Origin of the sequence: Neisseria blantyrii, from assembly GCF_962747855.1 — a bacterium.
In the GTDB taxonomy this organism is placed as follows: Bacteria; Pseudomonadota; Gammaproteobacteria; order Burkholderiales; family Neisseriaceae; genus Neisseria; species Neisseria viridiae.
This window is the reverse complement of the sequence record NZ_CAUIZY010000017.1, coordinates 1-18,123: the sequence shown is the minus strand read 5'-3', so window position 1 is coordinate 18,123 and position 18,123 is coordinate 1. Positions and strand designations below refer to the sequence as shown.

At 52.2% G+C, this 18,123-nt stretch carries 10 protein-coding genes and 1 CRISPR repeat array; of the genes, 6 read left to right on the top strand and 4 right to left on the bottom strand.

From position 1 onward, the window contains the following. Positions 1–205 precede the first annotated feature (205 nt). The 4 genes from dnaE (at position 206) to cas2 (ending at position 8,463) form a co-directional block, all read left to right on the top strand. Complete coding sequence (dnaE, locus tag Q9J80_RS10240) at positions 206–3,640, top strand: DNA polymerase III subunit alpha (RefSeq protein ID WP_301673789.1); 3,435 nt, start codon at positions 206–208, stop codon at positions 3,638–3,640. A 278-nt stretch (positions 3,641–3,918) separates the two neighbouring features. Beyond that, positions 3,919–7,164 (top strand): type II CRISPR RNA-guided endonuclease Cas9, encoded by a 3,246-nt coding sequence (cas9, locus tag Q9J80_RS10235; RefSeq protein WP_301673788.1) that lies wholly within the window; start codon positions 3,919–3,921, stop codon positions 7,162–7,164. Positions 7,165–7,229: 65 nt separating this feature from the next. Further along, on the top strand, positions 7,230–8,144 hold the full coding sequence (gene cas1 / locus Q9J80_RS10230; protein WP_301673787.1) for a type II CRISPR-associated endonuclease Cas1: 915 nt from the start codon (positions 7,230–7,232) through the stop codon (positions 8,142–8,144). After that, positions 8,137–8,463 (top strand): CRISPR-associated endonuclease Cas2, encoded by a 327-nt coding sequence (gene cas2, locus Q9J80_RS10225; RefSeq protein ID WP_301673786.1) that lies wholly within the window; start codon positions 8,137–8,139, stop codon positions 8,461–8,463. The genes cas1 and cas2 overlap by 8 nt, the downstream gene beginning before the upstream one ends. 63 nt (positions 8,464–8,526) lie before the next feature. After that, positions 8,527–9,618: direct repeats of the CRISPR family, unit length 36 nt; unit sequence ATTGTAGCACTGCGAAATGAGAATGGGAGCTACAAC. A 315-nt stretch (positions 9,619–9,933) separates the two neighbouring features. On the opposite strand, the gene Q9J80_RS10220 is transcribed toward cas2, so the two are convergent. Both Q9J80_RS10220 and Q9J80_RS10215 read right to left on the bottom strand, forming a co-directional pair. After that, the gene (locus Q9J80_RS10220) at positions 9,934–10,866 is read right to left on the bottom strand and encodes an alpha/beta hydrolase (protein WP_301673785.1); all 933 of its coding nucleotides are present in this window, start codon (positions 10,864–10,866) and stop codon (positions 9,934–9,936) included. A 69-nt stretch (positions 10,867–10,935) separates the two neighbouring features. Further along, positions 10,936–13,050, bottom strand: a complete 2,115-nt coding sequence (locus Q9J80_RS10215; RefSeq protein ID WP_301673784.1) for a TonB-dependent siderophore receptor — start codon at positions 13,048–13,050, stop codon at positions 10,936–10,938. A 159-nt stretch (positions 13,051–13,209) separates the two neighbouring features. Between Q9J80_RS10215 and Q9J80_RS10210 the strand changes: the two genes are divergently transcribed. Continuing rightward, complete coding sequence (locus tag Q9J80_RS10210; protein WP_301673783.1) at positions 13,210–13,869, top strand: HAD-IA family hydrolase; 660 nt, start codon at positions 13,210–13,212, stop codon at positions 13,867–13,869. A 98-nt stretch (positions 13,870–13,967) separates the two neighbouring features. On the opposite strand, the gene ispH is transcribed toward Q9J80_RS10210, so the two are convergent. Further along, positions 13,968–14,936, bottom strand: coding sequence for a 4-hydroxy-3-methylbut-2-enyl diphosphate reductase (gene ispH, locus Q9J80_RS10205; protein ID WP_301673782.1), 969 nt, complete (start codon positions 14,934–14,936; stop codon positions 13,968–13,970). Positions 14,937–14,965: 29 nt separating this feature from the next. Further along, positions 14,966–15,460: a signal peptidase II gene (gene lspA, locus Q9J80_RS10200; protein ID WP_301673781.1), complete on the bottom strand. Its 495-nt coding sequence runs from the start codon at positions 15,458–15,460 to the stop codon at positions 14,966–14,968. A gap of 1,075 nt (positions 15,461–16,535) precedes the next feature. On the opposite strand from lspA, the gene Q9J80_RS10195 reads away from it, so the two are divergent. Then, on the top strand, positions 16,536–17,288 hold the full coding sequence (locus Q9J80_RS10195; protein WP_304674926.1) for an opacity family porin: 753 nt from the start codon (positions 16,536–16,538) through the stop codon (positions 17,286–17,288). Positions 17,289–18,123: the final 835 nt, after the last annotated feature.

Below are 18,123 nucleotides of genomic sequence, written 5' to 3'. Positions count from 1 at the left end.
TTTATAACTAGTTTGATAGTTCTTTATATCTATCAATACTCCTTGGGAAGCCTCCGCCATACGGCAGGAGGCATTTTTTTGACGTCGTAAAAGCTCAAAAACATTTGCAGGCAATGCCGTCTGAATCCGAAACGGCATGACCTACACCGCCATCTAAAGACAACCCTGCTACAATACGCCTTTTATTGTCCACGCCGATTTTGCCATGACCGAACCGACCTACATCCCGCTGCGCCTGCATACCGAGTTTTCGATTACCGACGGTATGGTGCGGATTAAAAAACTGATTGCCAAAGCGCAGGAATACGGTTTGCCTGCTTTGGGCATCAGCGATTTGATGAACGAATTCGGTTTGGTGAAATTCTATAAAGCCTGCCGCAGCGCGGGGATTAAGCCCGTCGGCGCGGCGGACGTATGGATAGGCAATCCGAATGCGCCCGACAAGCCGTTCCGCGCCATGCTGATTATCCGCAACGATGCGGGCTATCTGCGCTTGAGCGAGCTTTTGACGGAGGCTTATGTCGGCAAAGACCGCAATATCCATCATGCGGAACTCAATCCCGAATGGCTGGAAAACGGCGACAACAGCGGCTTGATTTGTTTGAGCGGCGCGCATTACGGCGAAGTGGGCGTAAATCTGTTGAACGGCAATGAAGATGCGGCGCGTGCGGCGGCGTTGAAATATGCGGCGTGGTTTCCCGATGCGTTTTATCTGGAACTGCAACGCCTGCCCGAACGCCCAGAATGGGAGGCTTGCGTTTCGGGCAGCGTGAAGCTGGCGGAAGAATTGGGTTTGCCGGTGGTGGCGACGCATCCGACGCAGTTTATGAGCCGCGACGATTTCAACGCGCACGAGGCGCGGGTGTGCATCGCGGGCGGCTGGGTATTGACGGACAAGAAACGTCCGCGCGATTTTACGCCGAGCCAGTTTTTCATTCCGCCGGAAACGATGCTGGAACGTTTCGCCGATTTGCCCGAAGCCTTGGAAAATACGGTGGAAATCGCCAAACGCTGTAATTTGCACATCACATTGGGCAAAAACTTCCTGCCGCTCTTCCCTACTCCGGACGGCTTGTCGCTGGATGATTATTTGGTGAAACTGTCCAACGAGGGTTTGCAGGAACGCATGGTTCAGCTTTATCCCGACGAGGCGGAGCGGGCGGCAAAAATGCCGGAATATCAGGAACGGCTGGATTTTGAGCTGAACATCATCATCCAGATGAAATTCCCCGGCTATTTCCTTATCGTACAAGACTTTATCAACTGGGCGAAAACGCACGGCTGTCCGGTCGGGCCGGGACGCGGTTCGGGCGCGGGTTCGCTGGTGGCGTATTCGCTGAAGATTACCGATCTCGACCCGCTGAAATACGCGCTGCTGTTCGAGCGTTTCCTAAACCCCGAACGCGTTTCCATGCCCGACTTCGACGTGGACTTTTGCCAATCCAACCGGGGGCGCGTGATTGAATATGTGCGCGAAAAATACGGCGCGGAGGCGGTGAGCCAGATTGTTACCTTCGGCACGATGTCGTCCAAAGCGGTCATCCGCGACGTGGGGCGCGTGCTGGAACTGCCGTTTATGCTGTGCGACAAACTGTCCAAGCTGATTCCGTTGGAAGCCAACAAACCCCTGAGTTTGGAAAAAGCCATGGAGGCCGAGCCGCAGATTCAGGAATTAATCGAAGCGGAAGAAGCGGACGAACTCATTACGCTGGCGAAAAAGCTGGAAGACCTGACGCGCGGTTTGGGTATGCACGCAGGCGGCGTGTTGATTGCGCCGGGCAAGATTTCCGATTACAGCCCCGTGTATCAGGCGGACGAATCCGCCTCGCCCGTATCCATGTACGACAAGGGCGACGTGGAAGACGTGGGTTTGGTGAAGTTCGACTTTTTGGGCCTGCGCAACCTGACCATTATCGAAATGGCGCAGAACAACATCAAAAACACCACCGGCGATATTGTCGATGTCGGCAAGATTCCGCTTGACGACCAGGTTGCCTACCAAATCTTCCGCGATGCGAACACCACCGCCGTATTCCAGTTCGAGTCGACCGGCATGAAAAAAATGCTGAAAACGGCGCATACGACCAAGTTTGAAGAACTCATCGCCTTCGTATCGCTCTACCGACCCGGCCCGATGGACAACATTCCCGACTTCGTCGCGCGTATGAAGGGACAGGAGTTCCAATACATCCACCCGCTGTTGGAAGGCATCCTCGCGCCGACCTACGGGATTATGGTGTATCAGGAACAAGTGATGCAGGCGGCTCAGATTATCGGCGGCTACTCGCTCGGCGGCGCGGACCTGCTGCGTCGCGCTATGGGTAAGAAAAAACCCGAAGAAATGGTGAAACACCGCGAAATCTTCGCCGAAGGTGCGGCGAAACAAGGCATTTCGCGCGAAAAATCCGACGAAATCTTCAACTACATGGAAAAATTCGCCGGCTACGGTTTCAACAAATCCCACGCCGCCGCCTACGCCCTGATTTCCTACCAGACCGCATGGCTCAAAGCGCATTACCCCGCCGAATTTATGGCGGCGACCATGTCGTCCGAATTGGACAACACCGACCAGCTCAAGCATTTCTACGACGACTGCCGCGCCAACGGCATCGAGTTCCTGCCGCCCGACATCAACGAATCCGACTACTGCTTCACGCCGTATCCGAACATGAAAATCCGCTACGCACTCGGCGCGATTAAAGGCACGGGCGAAGCCGCCGTCGAATCCATCATCGCCGCGCGGCAAAGCGGCGGCAAGTTTACCGGCCTCTTGGACTTCTGTGAGCGCGTCGGAAAAGAACACATGAACCGCCGCACCCTCGAAGCCCTGATACGCGGCGGCGCGTTCGACAGCATCGAACCCAACCGCGCCATGCTCTTGGCAAACATCGACCTTGCCATGAACAACGCCGACCAAAAAGCCGCCAACGCCAATCAGGGCGGGCTTTTCGACATGATGGAAGACGCTATCGAACCGGTGCGGCTCATTGACGCGCCGATGTGGAGCGAATCGGAAAAACTCGCCGAAGAAAAAACCGTCATCGGCTTTTACCTGTCCGGCCACCCGTTCGGCCCGTATGCCCAAGAAGTCCGCCAAATCGCCCCGCAGAAACTGTCGAAACTCAAACCGCAAGACAGCGTGCGCCTCGCCGGGTTCGTAACCACCGTGCGCACCATGATGGGCAAGCGCGGCAAAATCGCCTTCGTCAGCCTTGAAGATTTGAGCGGGCAGGTTGAAATCATAATCGGCGGCCAGACGCTGGAAAACTGCGCCGACTGCCTCAAAGCCGACCAAGTGCTGATTATCGAATCCAAAATCAGCCGCGACGACTACGGCGGCGGCGACGGACTGCGCATCATGGCAAACCAAGTCATGACCCTACAAATGGCACGCGAACGCTACGCCCGCAGCCTCAGCCTCGCCCTCGCCCCGCATCACGACATCGGCGGACTGGTACAACTGCTTGCCGCCCACCGACTGCCCGACACGCCGCGCATCCCGCTGCAACTGTCGTATGCCAACGAAAAAGCGTCGGGCAGGCTTCAAGTGCCGCCGAAATGGACGGTTACGCCGAGTTCCGCCTTGTTTGACGAACTGGAAACATTGCTTGGCAGCCGGTCGGTGCGCGTGAATTGGTAACCAAAAATACAAATGCCGTCTGAAACCCAAAAATCGGTTTCAGACGGCATTTTTTAACCGAAATAAACGATGCCCCTTAAAGCAGAAGCTTTAAGGGGCAGAGCGTTGCGGCACATCTTTTCAGACGGCCTTATTGTAGCAACGGTTCTCATTTCGCAGTGCGACAATATGTTTGGGATTCTAGCCGTTGTGAGATGATAAGTCAATAATCTATTTGTATATAAATAAGACAATCAGATATATTATCATTATTTGCAACGTTGTTTACGGAGTAATAAATGGCTGCCTTCAAACCTAATCCAATCAACTACATCCTCGGCCTCGATATCGGCATCGCATCCGTCGGCTGGGCGATGGTAGAAATCGACGAAGAAGAAAACCCCATCCGCCTGATTGATTTGGGCGTGCGCGTATTTGAGCGTGCCGAAGTCCCGAAAACAGGCGACTCTCTCGCAGCGGCAAGACGCTTGGCACGCAGTGTTCGCCGCCTGACCCGCCGTCGCGCCCACCGCCTGCTTCGGGCACGCCGCCTATTGAAACGCGAAGGTGTATTACAAGCCGCCGATTTTGATGAAAACGGCTTGATCAAATCCTTGCCGAATACACCATGGCAACTTCGCGCAGCCGCATTAGACCGCAAACTGACGCCTTTGGAGTGGTCGGCAGTCTTGTTGCATTTAATCAAACATCGCGGCTATTTGTCGCAAAGAAAAAACGAAGGCGAAACTGCCGATAAGGAGCTTGGCGCTTTGCTTAAAGGCGTAGCCGGCAATGCCCATGCCTTACAGACAGGCGATTTCCGCACACCGGCCGAATTGGCTTTAAATAAATTTGAGAAAGAAAGCGGCCATATCCGCAACCAGTGCGGCGATTATTCGCATACGTTCAGCCGCAAAGATTTGCAGGCGGAGCTGAATTTATTGTTTGAAAAACAAAAAGAATTCGGCAATCCGCATATTTCAGACGGCCTTAAAGAAGGTATTGAAACCCTGCTGATGACGCAACGCCCCGCCCTATCCGGCGATGCTGTTCAAAAAATGTTGGGACATTGCACCTTCGAACCGACAGAGCCGAAAGCCGCTAAAAACACCTACACAGCCGAACGTTTCATCTGGCTGACCAAGCTGAACAACCTGCGTATTTTAGAGCAAGGCAGCGAGCGGCCATTGACCGATACCGAACGCGCCACGCTTATGGACGAGCCATACAGAAAATCCAAACTGACTTACGCACAAGCCCGTAAGCTGCTGGGTTTAGAAGATACCGCCTTTTTCAAAGGCTTGCGTTACGGCAAAGACAATGCCGAAGCCTCAACATTGATGGAAATGAAGGCCTACCATGCCATCAGCCGTGCGCTGGAAAAAGAAGGATTGAAAGACAAAAAATCCCCATTAAACCTTTCTCCCGAATTACAAGATGAAATCGGCACGGCATTCTCCCTATTCAAAACCGATGAAGACATTACAGGCCGTCTGAAAGACCGTGTACAGCCCGAAATCTTAGAAGCGCTGTTGAAACACATTAGCTTCGATAAGTTCGTTCAAATTTCCCTGAAAGCCTTGCGCCGAATGGTGCCTCTAATGGAGCAAGGCAAACGTTACGATGAAGCCTGTGCCGAAATCTACGGAGACCATTACGGCAAGAAAAATGAGGAAGAAAAGATTTATCTGCCGCCCATCCCTACCGACGAAATCCGCAACCCAGTCGTCTTGCGCGCCTTATCTCAAGCACGTAAGGTCATTAACGCCGTTGTACGCCGGTACGGCTCCCCTGCTCGTATCCATATTGAAACGGCAAGGGAAGTAGGCAAATCGTTTAAAGACCGCAAAGAAATCGAAAAACGCCAAGAAGAAAACCGTAAAGACCGGGAAAAAGCCGCCGCTAAGTTCCGAGAGTATTTCCCCAATTTTGTCGGCGAACCCAAATCCAAAGATATTCTGAAACTGCGCCTGTACGAGCAACAACACGGCAAATGCCTGTATTCAGGCAAAGAAATCAACTTAGGCCGTCTGAACGAAAAAGGCTATGTCGAAATCGACCATGCCCTGCCGTTCTCGCGCACATGGGACGACAGTTTCAACAATAAAGTGCTGGTATTGGGCAGCGAAAACCAAAACAAAGGCAACCAAACCCCTTACGAATACTTCAACGGCAAAGACAACAGCCGCGAATGGCAGGAATTTAAAGCACGTGTCGAAACCAGCCGTTTCCCGCGCAGTAAAAAACAACGGATTCTGCTGCAAAAATTCGACGAAGACGGCTTTAAAGAACGCAATCTGAACGATACACGCTACGTCAACCGTTTCCTGTGCCAATTTGTTGCCGACCATATGTTGCTGACAGACAAAGGGAAAAGACGTGTCTTTGCCTCAAACGGACAAATTACCAATCTGTTGCGCGGCTTTTGGGGATTGCGCAAAGTGCGTGCGGAAAACGACCGCCATCACGCCTTGGATGCCGTCGTCGTTGCCTGCTCGACCGTTGCCATGCAGCAGAAAATTACCCGTTTTGTACGCTATAAAGAAATGAACGCGTTTGACGGGAAAACCATAGATAAAGAAACAGGAGAAGTGCTGCATCAAAAAACACACTTCCCGCAACCTTGGGAATTTTTCGCACAAGAAGTCATGATTCGCGTCTTCGGCAAACCGGACGGGAAACCCGAATTTGAAGAAGCGGATACCCCCGAAAAACTGCGTACCCTGCTCGCAGAAAAATTATCATCTCGTCCCGAAGCCGTGCACGAATACGTTACGCCACTGTTTGTTTCGCGTGCGCCCAATCGGAAGATGAGCGGGCAAGGCCATATGGAAACCGTCAAATCCGCCAAACGGCTGGACGAAGGCATCAGCGTGTTGCGCGTACCGCTGACACAGTTAAAACTGAAAGACTTGGAAAAAATGGTCAATCGGGAGCGCGAACCTAAGCTATACGAAGCACTGAAAGCACGTTTGGAAGCACATAAAGACGACCCAGCCAAAGCCTTTGCCGAACCGTTTTACAAATACGATAAAGCAGGCAACCGCACCCAACAGGTAAAAGCCGTGCGCGTAGAGCAAGTACAGAAAACCGGCGTATGGGTGCGCAACCATAACGGCATTGCCGACAACGCAACCATGGTGCGCGTAGATGTGTTTGAAAAAGCTGGCAAATATTATTTGGTGCCAATTTACAGTTGGCAGGTTGCGAAAGGAATTTTACCGGACAGGGCTGTTGTTGCTTATGCAGATGAAGAGGGCTGGACTGTAATAGATGAAAGCTTCAGATTTAAATTTGTACTTTATTCGAATGATTTAATTAAAGTTCAACTTAAAAAAGACAGCTTTTTAGGTTACTTTTCAGGATTAGATCGAGCCACTGGAGCCATTTCTCTTCGGGAGCATGATTTGGAAAAATCAAAAGGTAAAGACGGTATGCATCGTATCGGCGTTAAAACCGCCCTTTCCTTTCAAAAATACCAAATCGACGAAATGGGCAAAGAAATCAGACCATGCCGTCTGAAAAAACGCCCGCCTGTCCGTTAAATTAATCTATCCCTGTTTCAGACGACCTGAAGCAGGGATTTTTTATATCAAAATAAGGGGAAAACATGACTTGGCGCAGCCTGCTCATTCAAAACGGCGGCAAACTATCCTTGCAACGCCGGCAACTGCTGATTCAACAAAATGACGAGTCCCACACCGTACCATTAGAAGACATCGCCGTTATCATCATCGAAAACCGCGAAACCCTGATTACCGCTCCACTTCTGTCAGCCTTAGCCGAACATGGCGCAACCTTACTGACATGTGACGAGCAGTTCCTGCCCTGCGGACAATGGCTGCCTTATGCCCAATATCACCGCCAACTTAAAATCCTCAAACTGCAGCTGAATATAAGCGAACCCTTAAAAAAGCAATTCCGGCAACATATCGTCCGCCAAAAAATCCTGAATCAAGCATTTGTCGCAGACGAAACCGGCAATGATCTTGCAGCCAAACGGCTGCGCACTTTGGCATCTGAAGTCCGCTCGGGCGATACAGGAAACCGCGAAGCCCAAGCCGCCGCCCTCTACTTCCAAGCCCTCTTTGGCGAAAAATTTACCCGCAATGACAACAACGCCGTCAATGCCGCATTGAACTATACCTACGCTGTGTTCCGGGCTGCAGTTGCACGCGCCCTGACCTTATACGGTTGGTTGCCTGCATTAGGCTTGTTTCATAGAAGTGAGTTGAATCCATTCAATCTCGCCGATGACTTTATCGAACCCTTACGCCCATTGGCCGATCTGGTCGTTATACATTTGCATGAACAAGGCCGTCTGAAAACTGAACTGACACCCAACCTCAAACAAAACCTTATCAAAACCCTTCACTGTCAAATCTGCATCGAACGGCAACATTTCAGCACCTTGGCTGCCATCGACAAAATGGTTTCTTCATTTCAAGCCAGCGTAACCGACAAAAACGCCAAACAGCTGAAACTGCCTGAAATCTTGCCATTGAAAGAATATCAATATGAGTGAGGCCAAATTTATGAGGATTATCGTCTTCTTCGACCTACCGGTCACCACAGCGGCAAAGCGCAAAGCCGCCAATCAATTCCGCCAGTTTCTATTAAAAGATGGATACCAAATGCTCCAACTTTCCGTATACAGCCGTATTGTCAAAGGTCGAGATTCGTTGCAAAAACACCACAATAGGCTATGTGCAAACCTACCGCAAGAAGGCTCAATCCGATGTTTGGAAGTAACAGAAAAGCAATATGCCGCCATGAAACTGCTGTTGGGAGAGCTGAAAACCCAAGAAAAAAGGGTCAATTCAGACCAATTATTGTTATTTTAAGCCCATTTTTTCAGAACAAATAAAACGGGAAACCCTTACATAATAAGGATTTCCCGTTGGGGTATTGTAGCACTGCGAAATGAGAATGGGAGCTACAACTCCCCACCGCTCTTTTAGGTTTCGCGCCTCATTGTAGCACTGCGAAATGAGAATGGGAGCTACAACCTGTTACCTATGCGGGTGTAGATAGATTGGATTGTAGCACTGCGAAATGAGAATGGGAGCTACAACGCGATTGATGAACTTGACGAAGACAGACGAATTGTAGCACTGCGAAATGAGAATGGGAGCTACAACCCTTCCAATGGCAGCCTATCCGCGTGTTAAATTGTAGCACTGCGAAATGAGAATGGGAGCTACAACGCGTCGGCATTCATTGTTCCGTGTCCCCTTATTGTAGCACTGCGAAATGAGAATGGGAGCTACAACCGTCGGCTCGTTCGGGTCGGCTTTTTTTGCATTGTAGCACTGCGAAATGAGAATGGGAGCTACAACATCAATGCCATAGGTTTCAGCGTATTCTTGATTGTAGCACTGCGAAATGAGAATGGGAGCTACAACAATGACACCAAATGTTTCTTATAATTTTGAATTGTAGCACTGCGAAATGAGAATGGGAGCTACAACTGGTCAGGTTAGCTTGCAAATTGACTGAACATTGTAGCACTGCGAAATGAGAATGGGAGCTACAACGCTAACTGTAGTTACATTAAAAAACGTTGGATTGTAGCACTGCGAAATGAGAATGGGAGCTACAACCTTGTAGCAATGCACATCATTGAATGTGTAATTGTAGCACTGCGAAATGAGAATGGGAGCTACAACGATAAAACGTGGCGACATACTGATAGTGGAATTGTAGCACTGCGAAATGAGAATGGGAGCTACAACGCAATTACTTTTCCATGCCTGCCGATTTGGATTGTAGCACTGCGAAATGAGAATGGGAGCTACAACATAAATATAGCTATGCTTTATATTTATATTATTGTAGCACTGCGAAATGAGAATGGGAGCTACAACAAAGTCGATGCCAATCCCGACAAATACATAATTGTAGCACTGCGAAATGAGAATGGGAGCTACAACTCCGGCACCATGAATGTGTCGAGGCGGGTTATTGTAGCACTGCGAAATGAGAATGGGAGCTACAACAGCACTTCAAACGGGCGGCAAATCTGATCGATTGTAGCACTGCAAAATGGAAAAGATACTCCTTTGATCGATAACATAATCCTTACAATTGAAAGGATTTCACACGCGGCAAGGCGGGCGTTTCAAAAGAAATGCCTTTTTTCTTATCGGGATTTACGCTGGTTTATAACGCGATGAGCCGTCATCTTCGATTTTCTTGTCTATGTGGTACGTACCGGCAAGCCTACGCATCAATGCGGCGATGACGGCTTTTGGGGTCTTCTTGGCTTCCAGCCTTGTGATAAATTCGGGCAATGCCTTTGTGCCGGTTATTCCCTACCTCTGCCAAGCCTTCCTCAAATATTCGACGCAATCGGTCAGCGAGTGAAACGGGACATTGCCGTGGTCGGAATTCGGATATTCCCGGAAAAATACGGCGGCCCCGTGCCTGTCCAACTCTGCCGCCATGTGTTCGGCCTGCCCTGCCATGTCGCGTTCTTCCCTGCGTTTGCAACCGCTGCCCCGTTCGAGCGCGCCGATGTTGAGGCAGACATCGATGCCGTCCAACCGGTTTTCAGACGGCATAAAGTCGAGTATCCGCCTGTTGTGCCACCAAATCGAGGGGGATACGAGCCAATGCCGTCTGAAGCGGCGGTGGGAAAGCAGGGAATACAGTCCGAACAGTGCGCCGAACGAATGCCCGAATACGGCGGTTTCATTTTTGTCCAACCGGTATTTGCTTTCTAAAAAGGCGGTCAGTTCGCTGTCGATAAACTCGGCAAAACGGTCTGCCTGTCCGAACTGCTGCCGTTCGTCTGCTGTGGCGTTGTCTCCAAGCGGCGGCGTGTAGTCGGCGGCACGCTGCGTCAGGTCGCGCACACTGCCTGTCGTGTAGCCGATGCCGACAATCAGGCAGGGTGCGCGGCTTCGGGTAACGGGATTGTTCATCAGCGACTGCATGATGTTGTACAGCGCGGGAAAAAAGGCTTCGCCGTCGAGGACAAAGAGGACGGGATAGCCTTCAGACGGCATTTCGCCGAGTGTTGCCGTCTGAATCCGATAGATTCGCCCCGTGCAGGTGGATTTGATTTCGGTTTCAAAGGCTTGGGGCAGTATGGCAGGTTGGAATGTGTCGGTCGGTATGGGTTTCATGATGTTCGGCTTGTGGGTCAGACTGGCGGCAAGCGGTAAAACCGAACCGGCAAAGCGGTCTGCCTGCCGGTTCGGTCTGTTTTCCTTCGCAATGCCATACTCCAGTTGTGAGAGCATAGGGTATGCCGCGCAGCTTGTTGTGGTTTGATGATGCTGCGGCTGCCGTTTCAGACGGCATATTGGTCTTTAAAAACTGTAACGCAGGTTTGCCGTCAGGCTGCGCTCCGAACCGGGAATGTTAAAGGTGTTCGCGCTGCCGACGCGGGCGTAGTAATGGCGGTTGAAGATGTTGTCGGCGTTGATTTGCAGCTTCAGCTTGGGCGTGAAGCGGTATGCCGCCATCGCATCGAACGTGGCATAACCGCCTGCATGCATCCCTGCAGATGAAGTAATGCCGCTCATCGCGTTCACGCCGCTGCCGACGGTCAGCTCGGGCGTAACTTGGTAAGTCGTCCACAGGTTCGCGCTGTGTTTGGGCATCAGTAGGAAGATGCCGTCGTCGCGTGAATTGGCGGCGGTTTTGATTTGGCTGTGCAGGTAGCTGTAACCTGCGTGGATTTGCCATTTCGGTGTAATCGCGCCGCTGATTTCGGTCTCAACGCCTTCCATCACGCGCTCGCCCAATGCGGCGTAACGGGTGTTGCGGTTGTTCGGGTTCAGCGGTGCGGCGGCGTTTTTGTCTTTCAGGCGGTAGAGGGAGACGCGGGTGTTGAGGCGGTCGTCCATATAACTGCCTTTGTAACCGACTTCAAACTGGTTGCCTTGGCGCGGTTTGAGCAGCTTGCCGTCTGTGCCGATGCTGGTTTGCGGCGTGTAAAGCTGGGAGAAGCTGGCGTAGAGGCTGTTGCTGCCGTCTATATCGTAAACCGCACCGACGTAACTCGTGAATTTGGTTTTTGAAGCTTTGTGCAGGGTTTTGCCGTCGCCCGACTCGATTTTGTAGTGTCCCAAACGTCCGCCGCCGATGAGCGACAGCCCGTCGGCAGGATGGAAGGTGGATTTGCCGTAAACGCCGAATTTATCAAGGTTCTCGGTGTCAAGGGTATGCTTGTAGCCGTGCGCGCCGGCACGGGCATTTTGTATCAAATCAACATAGGGGACGGAGCGGAAGCCGTCCAAGGCGATATTGCTTGCAACAGTCGAACGCCCTTGTTCATTAGTGCTGCGGAAACGGTTGTAATCCGCACCAATCACAAATTCGTTGGCGGTGTTGCCCAAGGCAAACGGCCGGCTGTAACTTGCGTCAACCGCAAAGGCTTTTTGTTTGATGTCCGTACCCAAACCCGCCACGTCGGCTTGTCCGGCATTGTTGAGTTTGCTGCCCGCAAACGTGTAATTGGAATCGGCTTTCCTGTCGGAATAGCGCATACCGACTTTGCCGTAGCCGCCGTTACCGAAGTAATGTTTCAAATCGGCGAACACGTCGTGGCTGTGCATTTTAAATTTGTTCCAATCCGCGCCGACAAATGCGTGTTGCGGCAGGGACGGTAATTTGCCGTCGGCATCGGCAGGCAGGCCGTTGTACGGCGCGAGGTGGCGTTGCTGGTAAAGATAGCCCGCGCCCAAAACCGTATCGGGGTTGATGTCCCAATCCGCCGCCGCGTAGAAGGTTTCGTGCCGGTTGTTTTTCTCGGCAGGACGCGGAGACGCGCCGACGGTCTGCACCATCACGCGGCCGCGCACGCTGCCGTCTGAATTGAGGCTGCCCGATACGTCCGCCTCGGCTTTATATTGCTTGTGCGTACCGAACCCTGCCGCCGCATGACCTTGGAACGCTTTGGTCGGGCGTTTGCGCACCAGATTTACGATGCCGCCCATCTCGCCGCTGCTGTCGAACAGTCCGCTCGGCCCGCGCATTACTTCCACGCGGTCGAAGGCAAACAGGTTGGGCAGCGTGCCGTTGATACTCTGCATCTGCGCAGGCAGGCCGTCGATGTTGTATTCGCTGTATTCGTAACCGCGCGCGTAAACCGAAGAGCGTCCGTCGTCGTTGCTCAACACGCGCAGGCCGGGCGTTTTGCGTGCCAACTGGTCAAACGTATCGACATTGCGGTCTTTGACCTGCTGGTTGGTGATGATACTGACGGATTGCGGAATTTCGCGCAAAGAAGCGGGGATTTTTGTGCCGACGGTGGCGGCAAACGAGCTGTAATCGCCGTTTTTCTCGGTGGCAATCGTGTTGTAAGAACGCTGACCTTTGATGTGGACAGTTTCCAAATCCGCCGTTTGTGCGGCAAAAACCGAAGACGAAAGTGCTGCCAAAACCGTGGTGGCGGTCATATTGATGCGGAAAACTGACATAAACTGTCCCATTCATATAAATGATAATGGTTCTATTTTAATAAAGTGCAACGCGGCTTGTTCGGAAAAACATATCGCGCAGCCGACAAATTTTGTCGAAAATGCGACACGTCCGCGTTTTCCGCATAAAATCTGCTTTTTTACTGCAAACAACCTGCCATGACCCCGCCCAAACTCATCATCTTCGACTGGGACGGCACGCTTGCCGATACCACCCAACCCATCATCGACACTATGCGCCGCAGCTTCGCCGAATGCGGTTTTCCGCCGCCCGAGGCGGAGCGCGTCCGCAGCCTGATTGGCTACAGCCTGCCCGCCATCATCCGCGCCCTGCTCGAAATGCCGTCTGAAGCCGCCGTTACCGACATCGCACGCACCTATTCCGCACATTACCTCAATCCCAACAACCGCAATATGTCCTTATTTCCTCAAGCACTGCCCTGTCTGGACACGCTCAAAGCGCAAGGCTTCCGGCTTGCCGTCGCCACGGGCAAAGGGCGGGCGGGTTTGGACAACGCCATCAGCCAAACCGCCACCGGCGGCTATTGGCTCGCCACCGCCTGTGCAAGCGAGTATCCGTCCAAACCCTCGCCCGAAATGGTATTCGGAATCTGCCGCGAACTGGGACTCGACCCGAAAGAGGCATTGGTCGTCGGCGATACGGCGCACGACCTGCATATGGCGGCAAACGCGGGCGCGGCGGCAGTCGGCGTTGCCACCGGCGCACATTCGCGCGAACAGCTCCTTGGCGCACCGCATCTCGCCGTATTGGACGGTTTGTCCGAACTGCCCGGTTTTCTTGCACGGCATTACGCCTGATCGGTTTCCGCATCCGGCACGCGGCAAAAATGCCGTCTGAAGCCTGTTCAGACGGCATTTGTGTTGCCAAAACATCCGATGCCTGCGTTAACGCTTGCTCAACGTTTGCACAAATCGGGTTTGGTTTCGCCCTCGCGGCGCAACTCTTTGGGCAGGACGAACACAATGCTTTCTTCCGCGCCCTCCCCTTCGTGCACGGTTTCGTGCCCCCATCCGCGTATGGCTGCCAGTACTTCCTGCACCAACACTTCGGGCGCGGACGCGCCTGCCGTTACGCCGACTTTGTTTTTGCCCTCAAACCACGCGCGTTGCAGGTAGCCTGCATTATCCACCATATACGCATCGGTCCCGATGCCTGCCGCCACTTCGCGCAGGCGGTTGCTGTTGGACGAATTGGGCGAACCGACCACAATCACGATGTCGCATTGTTCCGCCAGCTCTTTGACGGCGGTTTGCCGGTTGGTCGTCGCATAGCAGATATCTTCCTTGTGCGGATTGCGGATATTGGGGAAACGCGCGTTCAGCGCGGCAATGATGTCTTTGGTTTCATCGACCGAGAGCGTGGTTTGGCTGACATAGGCGAGTTTGTCGGGGTTTCTAACTTCGAGTTTTGCCACATCTTCGACGGTTTCAACCAAAAGCATTTTGCCCGGCGCAAGCTGCCCCATCGTTCCTTCAACCTCGACGTGCCCCTTATGCCCGATCATGATGATTTCGCAGTCTTGGGCATCCAGTCGGGCGACTTCCTTATGCACTTTCGTCACCAGCGGGCAAGTCGCATCAAACACGCGGAAACCACGCTCCGCCGCTTCTTGCTGCACCGCCTTCGATACGCCGTGTGCCGAATAAACCAGTGTCGCGCCCGGCGGCACTTCCGCCAAGTCTTCGATAAACACCGCACCTTTTTCGCGCAGGTTGTCCACGACGAATTTGTTGTGGACGACTTCGTGGCGCACATAAATCGGCGCGCCGAATTCTTCCAAAGCGCGTTCGACAATACTGATTGCCCGATCCACACCGGCGCAGAAGCCGCGCGGATTGGCAAGGATGATGGTTTTTCCGTTCATAAGTTTTGCATTCCGTGTTCAGACGGCATTCACGTTTTTTTGCTATCTTTGCGATGGACGATATTGTCAAGCACCGCCAACACCGCACCGACGCAGATAAAACTGTCGGCAATATTAAAGGCGGGATAAAACCAATTTTGCCAATAAAACAATAAGAAATCGACGACATGATCGTGTATCAGGCGATCGATGACATTGCCCAACGCACCGCCGATAATCATCGCCGCACCCGTTTTGCCGAGGGTTGCAAACTCATCGCGCAAAATGGCGCGTACCAAATACGCGCTCACCGCCACCGCCAGCACCAAAAAAAAGTATTTTTGCCAGCCGCCCTGATCGGCAAGGAAGCTGAACGCCGCGCCCGGGTTGTACACCAGCGTCAGATCGAAAAAGGAAGGGATGACGTTGACGCGTTCCCGATACTGAAACGACGACAGCACCGCCCACTTCGACCACTGGTCCAGCACGATGGCGGCAAGTGCCAATACCCAATAGCGCGTTTTACTTGAAACAGATGAAGACATATTTTTCAACAGCCGGATAAAAGAGTGCCATTTTACCCGAAAACCCCCTGCCTGTACCCGAAACGGCAAATGCCGTCTGAAACGCTTAATGCGCCCAAAAAATCGGGCAAAACCGTCGGCCGATTAAGAGACGGATTTTTACCGGCCGATACAAACCGGCCTTCGGGCAATAAGTGATTGAGAATAAAGAAATGAAAAATATGAAATTTATTGGAAATACCGAGATTTTAGATTGCAAGGATTTATCCGCCCCGCTGTCATTCCCACGGAAGTGGGAATCTAGTTCGTTCGGTTTCGCTTGTTTTAAGTTTCGGGTAACTTCTACTTCGTCATTCCCGCGCAGGCGGGAATCCAGTTTTTTGAGTTTCAGTCATTCCCGATAAATTGCCTTAGCATTGAAGGTCTAGATTCCCGCCTGCGCGGGAATGACGGGGTTTCAGGTTGCTGTTTCGGGTTGCTGCTTTTGGGTTTCTGTTTTTAAGTTGCTGTTTTGGTTTGATATTTTATAGAAATGACGAAATTTTAGATTGCAAGAACTTATCCCCTCCGCCGTCATTCCCACGGAAGTGGGAATCTAGAAATAAAAAGCAGCAGAAATTTATCGGAAATAACTGAAACCGAACAGACTAGATTCCCGCCTGCGCGGGAATGACGATTCATAAGTTTCCCGAAATTCCAACATAACCGAAACCTGACAGTAACCGCAGGGGGCTTCAGCCCGCCATTTCCATCAATCCCACATTTCTACCGTTTTCATCGAATCCATCGAATCCTCACCTTTCAGCAATCCGACCCTATGCAACTGAACCGTCATTCCCACGAAAGTGGGAATCTAGAACGCAGGGTTGGAGAAACCGTTTTATCCGATAAGTTTCCGTACCGAACGGACCGGATTCCCGCCCGACGCGGAAAAAGCAGGCAAATTTCCCGCCTCCGAACGCACCAAACGCATAAAGCGCGCAGCAGGCGCGGCCCTATGTGTTGAAACATCGCCCCAAACCCGATACAATCCGCCCTTGAACCATCAGTGAAAATCGTTCTCTTTTAATCAGTTAAACCGAATACGGAGCCGAAAATGAATCCAGCCCCAAAAAACCTTCTCTTCTCTTCTCTTCTCTTCTCTTCTCTTCTCTTCTCTTCCGCAGCGCAGGCAGCAAGTGAAGACAATGGCCGCGGCCCGTATGTACAGGCAGATTTAGCCTACGCCTACGAACACATTACCCACGATTATCCCGCTGACAACGCCAAACTCTTCGACGACTACCGCGACGTCAAAACCCATTCCACCCACCCCCGCCTTTCCGTCGGCTACGATTTCGGCAACTGGCGCATCGCTCTCGATTACGCCCGTTACAATACCTGGAGACATGGCAAGCATATTCACGCAGAAAATTCTAAAACAATCACCCCTTCTCAAGGTAGTCCTGTTAACACAAAAACAGAAATAGACCACACCGACAAAGGCACATTCAAAGCCGAATCCAACTACGGCATCTCCGCCATCTACGATTTCGATACCGGCACCCGCTTCAAACCCTATGTTGGTGCACGGGTTGGTTTAGGCAAAATCAAACACAGCATTGCCGTAGAAGACCAAGTAACCGTTACCATCGCCAATATCGTGAGCGGACCGACCAACGCCCACGCGCCCATCCACCAAAGCCGCAGCATCCGCCGCGTGGGCTTCGGCGCAGTGGCAGGCGTAGGCATAGACATCACACCCAACCTAACCTTGGACACCGGATACCGCTACCACTACTGGGGACGCTTGGAAAACACCCGCTTCAAAACCCACGAAGCCTCATTGGGCGTGCGCTACCGCTTCTGATTCCCCGATACCGATGCCGTCTGAACCTTCAGACGGCATTTTTGATGCACTCGCCGTTTACAGGCGCGGGGCGGGCGTAGTGAAATACCCGAACCGTCATTCCCGACAACACCGTAATCTTGAAATCCGTCATTCCCGCGCAGGCGGGAATCCAGACCCCCGACGCGGCGGGAATCTATCGGAAATGACTGAAACCCCGAGATTCTAGATTCCCACTTTCGTGGGAATGACGGTTCAGTTGCGTAGGGCTGGGTCGTCGAAAGGGGCGGATTCGATGGATTCAATGAAAACGGTAGAAATGTTGGATTGATAGAAATGGCGGACTGAAGCCCACCGATTCATCGACTCCAACGCTTCCGATGCTTCCAACGGTTTCAGACGGCATTTTTTACACAATTCCCGCCATTTCCTGTCATTCCCGACAACACCGTAATCTCGAAACCCGTCATTCCCGCGCAGGCGGGAATCTAGGATGCGGAATCTAAAGAAACCGTTTTATCCGATAATTTTCCGTGCGGACAAGTCTGGATTCCCGCCTACGCGGGAATGACGGCATATAAGTTTCCGTGTTGGTTTAAGTACGCCGCAGGGTTGGCTGCAAGGTAAACTGTGGCGTGGCTGTAGGGTGGGTTCAGCCCACCGATTCATCGACTCCAACGTTTCCGATGCTTCCAACGGTTTCAGACGGCATTTTTTACACAATTCCCACCATTTTCCATCATTCCCGACAACACCGTAATCTTGAAATCCGTCATTCCCGCGTAGGCGGGAATCCAGACCCCCGACGCGGCGGGAATCTATCGGAAATGACTGAAACCCCGAGATTCTAGATTCC

What these genes read in the sequence shown, in the direction of transcription:
- dnaE (WP_301673789.1), top strand. Translation starts at nt 206, where the DNA reads ATGACCGAACCGACCTACATCCCGCTGCGCCTGCATACCGAGTTTTCG.
- cas9 (WP_301673788.1), top strand. Translation starts at nt 3,919, where the DNA reads ATGGCTGCCTTCAAACCTAATCCAATCAACTACATCCTCGGCCTCGAT.
- cas1 (WP_301673787.1), top strand. Translation starts at nt 7,230, where the DNA reads ATGACTTGGCGCAGCCTGCTCATTCAAAACGGCGGCAAACTATCCTTG.
- cas2 (WP_301673786.1), top strand. Translation starts at nt 8,137, where the DNA reads ATGAGTGAGGCCAAATTTATGAGGATTATCGTCTTCTTCGACCTACCG.
- Q9J80_RS10220 (WP_301673785.1), bottom strand. Translation starts at nt 10,866, where the DNA reads ATGCTCTCACAACTGGAGTATGGCATTGCGAAGGAAAACAGACCGAAC.
- Q9J80_RS10215 (WP_301673784.1), bottom strand. Translation starts at nt 13,050, where the DNA reads ATGTCAGTTTTCCGCATCAATATGACCGCCACCACGGTTTTGGCAGCA.
- Q9J80_RS10210 (WP_301673783.1), top strand. Translation starts at nt 13,210, where the DNA reads ATGACCCCGCCCAAACTCATCATCTTCGACTGGGACGGCACGCTTGCC.
- ispH (WP_301673782.1), bottom strand. Translation starts at nt 14,936, where the DNA reads ATGAACGGAAAAACCATCATCCTTGCCAATCCGCGCGGCTTCTGCGCC.
- lspA (WP_301673781.1), bottom strand. Translation starts at nt 15,460, where the DNA reads ATGTCTTCATCTGTTTCAAGTAAAACGCGCTATTGGGTATTGGCACTT.
- Q9J80_RS10195 (WP_304674926.1), top strand. Translation starts at nt 16,536, where the DNA reads ATGAATCCAGCCCCAAAAAACCTTCTCTTCTCTTCTCTTCTCTTCTCT.